The 5,036-nt window shown below is 36.4% G+C and carries 5 protein-coding genes; all 5 read left to right on the forward strand.

Features of this window, described 5'->3' with window-relative positions; translation table 11 throughout:
• Positions 1 to 547 precede the first annotated feature (547 nt).
• The 5 genes from M5121_RS15400 (at position 548) to hisG (ending at position 4,845) form a co-directional block, all read left to right on the forward strand.
• A complete protein-coding gene (locus M5121_RS15400) occupies positions 548 to 1,996 on the forward strand; it encodes an RNA polymerase factor sigma-54 (RefSeq protein ID WP_249571658.1) in 1,449 nt (482 codons plus the stop codon).
• Between the two features lie 168 nt (positions 1,997 to 2,164).
• Positions 2,165 to 2,506, forward strand: a complete 342-nt coding sequence (gene hpf / locus M5121_RS15405) for a ribosome hibernation-promoting factor, HPF/YfiA family (protein ID WP_005158799.1) — start codon at positions 2,165 to 2,167, stop codon at positions 2,504 to 2,506.
• Positions 2,507 to 2,641: 135 nt separating this feature from the next.
• On the forward strand, positions 2,642 to 2,893 hold the full coding sequence (ibaG, locus tag M5121_RS15410) for a BolA family iron metabolism protein IbaG (RefSeq protein ID WP_004663844.1): 252 nt from the start codon (positions 2,642 to 2,644) through the stop codon (positions 2,891 to 2,893).
• A gap of 6 nt (positions 2,894 to 2,899) precedes the next feature.
• Positions 2,900 to 4,159, forward strand: coding sequence for a UDP-N-acetylglucosamine 1-carboxyvinyltransferase (gene murA, locus M5121_RS15415; RefSeq protein WP_178882838.1), 1,260 nt, complete (start codon positions 2,900 to 2,902; stop codon positions 4,157 to 4,159).
• On the forward strand, positions 4,156 to 4,845 hold the full coding sequence (gene hisG / locus M5121_RS15420) for an ATP phosphoribosyltransferase (RefSeq protein ID WP_249571659.1): 690 nt from the start codon (positions 4,156 to 4,158) through the stop codon (positions 4,843 to 4,845). The genes murA and hisG overlap by 4 nt, the downstream gene beginning before the upstream one ends.
• Positions 4,846 to 5,036 lie beyond the last annotated feature (191 nt).

The following is a 5,036-nucleotide window of genomic DNA, read 5'->3' on the forward strand; positions in this document are numbered from 1 at the left end:
TGTGGCATTTGCCATGTGAGAGTAAGTCATCGCCAGCTTTTAAATACTAAACACCCCTAACCTAATGGTTAGGGGTGTTTTTTATGCGAGGCAAAGAAATTGGGAGTTGATCTAAGAATAAATTTTAGTCTGATGAAAATTGTGTCATATGTAGAAATTAGAGTTGTGTTATTCTCTTAGTAGTATGTCGAATAATTAATAAAGATGGGTTAGCATGATTTTTTATACACTTTTATCTGCTTACGACTTGGTCTAGTTTTCTAGCAGGGGATTTAATTGAGCTTGTGCGAAGAACGATTGGACAGAACGTGCTTGAAGAAATGCTTGAATGTCTTAAGCAGCAAAACATAAAATAACTCTATGCTGTTTGCATGTTTGTTAAATGAGAGGGATACAACCCTCTATCACAATAAATATTTGCACCTTTGCTATTTTTGAGCAGATTAATCAGTAGAAAAGAGCTTTGCTTATAGGCGTAAACATTGCTTTATGTTATAAATATTTTTATGGGCATGTTTTTTGCTTATTTAAAAAGGGAAGTCTTAGTATGAAATTATCTGTAGGGTTGAAAGTTGCGAATAGTTTATCGTTAACCCCTCAATTACAACAGGCAATTCGTTTACTACAACTTTCTAGCTTGGAATTGGAGCAAGAAATACAAATTCAATTAGATAGTAATCCGTTACTGGAAAAAATTGAAGAAAATAATACAACAGAAAGTTTATCTACTTCAGAGATTAGTGAGTCAGGAGATTTAACAACTGAACTTAATGCAGATCATTTACCAAATGACTTGCCTGTTGATACCGAATGGGATGATATTTATACACATCAATCAACTGCATTAGCGTCGCCAGAATATGAGGAACGAGAGGATAATCGTCAAGTTCAATTGAGTTTAAAAGAACATATCTTAGAGCAAGTAAATTTATTACATTTTTCTACAGTAGATAAATTAATTGCTTATTGCATCGTTGATTCTTTAGATGATAAAGGGTTTTTAGATGCTGAATTAGATGATATTTTGCTTGCAGTTACTCGGCTATTAAATGAAATGGAGAGTGCTGATGAGGTTGAAGAAGATGAAATTATTGTTGTTTTAAAACATATTCAACGTTTAGATCCAATTGGAGTGGGTTCTCGAAATTTAGCAGAATGTTTGAAGATCCAATTAGAAGGCATAGATCAAAAAAAACCATACTTAGCTGAAGCAAAGTGTTTACTGAAGTATTATGAATTATTAATAGCAAATGATTTAAATAAATTATTGAAACAAACGGGTTTGTCTAAAGAGCAGTTGAAAGGTGCTGTTGATTTATTAAAAACATTAAAACCATACCCAGGTTTAGAATTTAGCCAACAAGAATCTGAATATCAAGTTCCTGATGTTGTGGTTTCCAAGAAAGATCAGCATTGGCAAGTGCAGCTTAATCCAGATGTTATGCCTAAATTAAGGATTAATTCTTTTTATTCAAATATGATTCGTCGTGCTGATCAGAGTGATGATAATGTTTATTTACGTAATCAAATGCTTGAGGCGAAAAATTTTATCAAAAGTATAGATGAACGGCATAAAACATTACTCAAAGTTTCAACTTGTATTGTGGAACATCAGCGAGCTTTTTTAGAACAAGGTCCTGAGGCAATGAAACCTTTAGTTCTCCGTGATGTTGCGGAGGAAGTTGAATTGCATGAGTCTACTGTTTCACGTGTAACAACCAATAAATATATGCTTACACCACGTGGTTTATTTGAATTGAAATACTTTTTTTCAAGCCATGTTGGAACAACGACAGGTGGTGAGGCATCTTCAACTGCGATTCGGGCAATGATTAAAAAATTGGTTTCGAATGAAAATCCGCGTAAGCCTTTGTCTGATAATGCAATTGCGGAAATGTTGAAAGATGAGGGGATTGAAGTAGCTCGACGTACAGTCGCAAAATATCGTGAATCGTTACATATTCCATCATCTTCAGAAAGAAAAGTCTTGATCTAAATTTCAAGGTGTGACTATTCTAGGGATTCATTATTACGGAATAATGAATCTTTTTAAATAGTCACTGAAGGAATCGCTAAAATGATTTAATGAATGTTGAATGTTAATATGCATTAAATTTGCTTAGGCGATTCTTTGTATCCTTAGAAAAAGGTGAGGGATAGAATTATGCAAATAACGATTCGTGGACACCATTTAACCATTACGCCTGCTATTGAAGAAAATATAAAAATGAAATTTAGTCAAATGACTAAGCATCTAGATCAAGTGAATAGTATGCAAATCAAATTGGCTAAAGATCATCAAATTGATAGACGTTCTCATAAAGGGAGCTCAAATCATATTGCTGAGGCGATTATTCGCTTACCGGGCATTGAACTGTTTGCGCAGGCGACAGCAGATGATATGTATACTTCGATTAATAAATTAACAGAAAAACTAAAAAGACAGCTTGCAAAACATAGAAAAATACAGTGTTCTTATCAACATGAGCTGGCAATTTTAACTTAAGTTTTTTATCAAAAGAGGCTATTGCAACTAGCCTCTTTTTTTTATCGATAAAAAAAGAAAAGGCTTAATGAATTATCTGAAAAAGTTATAGTAAAATGTATGGTTTGACGCCATGGTTGTATAAGAGGTCTAGTAATGAATAGTGAGCAGCTCACGCAAATTTTAAAAGAAGCTTTCCCTGAAGCAGAAGTAGCAGTGAGTGGCCAAGCTGGGAAATTCGACCTTCGAATTGTTGATGATCAGTTTGATGGCAAACGTACGATTACTCGTCAACAAGCCGTATATGCACCATTAAACTCTTATATCGCAAGTGGTGAAGTGCACGCAGTTACGATTCGCGCAATGACAAAAGACGAATGGCGTAAAGCAAGCCTTTTCGGAGCTTAAATATTAATGGATAAATTTTTAATTACGGGCGGTGTTAAGCTCGAGGGCGAAGTACGTATTTCTGGTGCTAAAAATGCGGCTCTGCCTTTACTTGCTGCAATGATTCTTGCAGATTCTCCGATTACTTTAACGAATGTACCTCATTTAAAAGATGTGAACACCTTAGTGAAGTTGATTGCTGGCTTAGGCGTTACAATGAGCTATGAAGGGGATACGGTTCGTGCGGATGCGTCAACATTAGATAATCAGTTTGCACCTTATGAACTTGTGAAAACTATGCGTGCATCAATTTTGGTACTTGGTCCACTATTGGCTCGCTATGGAAATGCTAAAGTTTCATTACCTGGTGGTTGTGCGATTGGTTCACGTCCTGTTGATCAGCATTTAAAAGCATTGGAAGCTTTAGGTGCGCAGATTGAAGTTGAAAATGGTTATGTTCATGCTTCTGTTGATGGTCGCTTAAAAGGTGGCGAAGTTATTTTTGATATGGTCACTGTTGGTGGCACTGAAAATATCTTGATGGCTGCTGTATTGGCTGATGGTGTAACCACAATTCGTAATGCTGCTCGTGAACCTGAAATTACTGACCTTGCACAAATGCTCATTAAAATGGGTGCCAAGATTGAAGGTCTCGACACAGATACATTAGTTGTAACTGGCGTTGAAAGTTTACATGGCTGTGAATATGCGGTTGTTGCTGATCGAATTGAAACTGGTTCATATTTAGCTGCTGCTGCAATTACAGGTGGTCGAGTTAAAACCACGCATACGGACCCAGCATTGTTAGAAGCAGTATTGGATAAGTTTGAAGAAATGGGTGCAGAAGTGACCCGTGGTGATAATTGGATTGAACTAGATATGCAAGGTAAACGTCCTAAAGCTGTGAGCTTTAGAACTTTACCTCATCCCGAATTTCCAACTGATATGCAAGCGCAGCTTATGGCGGTCAATGTGATTGGTCGTGGTTTTGCAACGATTTCAGAAACAATTTTTGAAAATCGTTTTATGCATGTTCCTGAATTGTCACGTATGGGCGCAAATATTCAAGTGGAAGGGCATGATGCAGTCGTAACTGGTGTAGATAAATTGCAAGCTGCTCCTGTAATGGCGACTGATTTACGTGCATCATTTTCTCTTGTTCTCGCTGCATTAGCCGCAGAAGGTGAGACTTTAGTTGATCGTATCTATCATATCGATCGTGGCTATGAACAAGTTGAAGAAAAGTTACAAAGTTTAGGTGCTCAGATTAAGCGAGTAAAAGGATGAATGACTTAAGAAACGATGATCCAAATTTTGATGTAATGGGTAATTTTGATCATGGTTTAACCTTAGCACTCAGTAAAGGACGTATCCTAAAAGAGACATTACCTTTACTTGAGAATGCGGGTATTAATTTATTAGAAGATCCTGATAAATCACGTAAATTAATTTTCCCAACCACACATAAAAAAGTACGTATTTTGATTCTTCGTGCTTCTGATGTACCGACGTATGTTGAGAACGGTGCAGCAGATTTTGGTGTAGCGGGTAAAGATGTGCTGATGGAACATGGCGCCCAACATGTTTATGAGTTACTTGATCTAAAAATTGCAAATTGTAAATTGATGACTGCTGGTAAAGTTGGCATGGAACGTCCGAAAGGCCGTTTAAAAATTGCAACTAAATACGTGAATCTTACTCGTCAATACTATGCAAGTTTAGGTGAACAAGTTGATGTGATCAAACTTTATGGATCGATGGAGCTTGCACCTTTGGTTGGGTTGGGTGATTACATCGTCGATGTGGTCGATACAGGTAATACTTTACGTGCTAATGGCTTAGAGCCATTAGAAGAAATTTGTAAAGTTTCTTCTCGTTTAATTGTCAATAAAGCGAGCTTTAAACGTAAACAAGCCGTGTTAAATCCAATTCTGACGCAACTTGAAGAAGCTGTGAAATCACATTCAGTATGATTTTTCATGATGATTCAAAAAACCGTTCTTTTGAACGGTTTTTTTATCGCTTAATTTTCTAATTAAGGGAAAGAATCTCTTACTTTCAGGTTTGGCTGTGTGCTAAAAGAGTTGATGTGTGCTTAAAAAACAGGAGGGTTTAACTTGGTAAACTATACATACTCATTAGGAGTTTACCATGAGCAAGAAAC

It is taken from the genome of Acinetobacter sp. ANC5681, from assembly GCF_023488045.1.
Lineage (GTDB): Bacteria > Pseudomonadota > Gammaproteobacteria > Pseudomonadales > Moraxellaceae > Acinetobacter.